The sequence below is a fragment of the uncultured Serinicoccus sp. genome (genome assembly GCF_947500995.1).
Taxonomy (GTDB): domain Bacteria; phylum Actinomycetota; class Actinomycetes; order Actinomycetales; family Dermatophilaceae; genus Ornithinicoccus.
Genome location: NZ_CANMUA010000033.1, coordinates 1 through 563, shown reverse-complemented (window position 1 = coordinate 563; position 563 = coordinate 1). Strand labels below are relative to the sequence as shown.

Sequence of the window (563 nt, the reverse complement as noted above, 5' to 3'; positions counted from 1 at the left end):
GGTCAAGTCCCGGGTAGTGGTGTAGCGCTGTGCTCCTTCGACAGGGGTTGTCAGGCGGTCAGCGCGGGTAGGGCATCAGCTCCGATCTCGGGTTCGGTGCTGGGCACGATGTTGATGCGGCAGCGGGCCAGGACCTCGAGTCCGAGGTAGCGGCGTCCTTCGGCCCATTCGTCGGTCTGTTCGGCCAGCACGGCGCCGACGAGGCGGACGATCGCGTCGCGGTTGGGGAAGATGCCCACGGAGTCGGTGCGGCGGCGGATCTCCTTGTTGAGTCGCTCGGCGGGGTTGTTGGACCAGATCTGGGTCCACACGTCCTTGGGGAAGGCGGTGAACGCCAGGATGTCCTCGCGGGCACCGGCGAGGTGGTCGGCGACCGCGGGGAGCTTGTCAGTGACGTAGTCGATGAGCCGGTCGAACTGGGCGTGCACGGCCGGGGCGTCGGGCTGGTCGTACACGCTGTGCAGCATCGCCTTGACCGCCGGCCACATGGACTTGGGTGTCACCGACATCAGGTTCGCCGAGTAGTGGGTGCGGCACCGCTGCCAGGACGCGCCGGGCAGGTT

Annotated in this window: 1 protein-coding gene; it reads right to left on the bottom strand. The window is 67.9% G+C overall.

The genetic code is table 11. The annotated features are described in order from the left end of the window. Positions 1–50 precede the first annotated feature (50 nt). On the bottom strand, positions 51–563 hold a 513-nt coding region (locus tag Q0967_RS17315; protein ID WP_299451308.1), incomplete at its 5' end, for a transposase.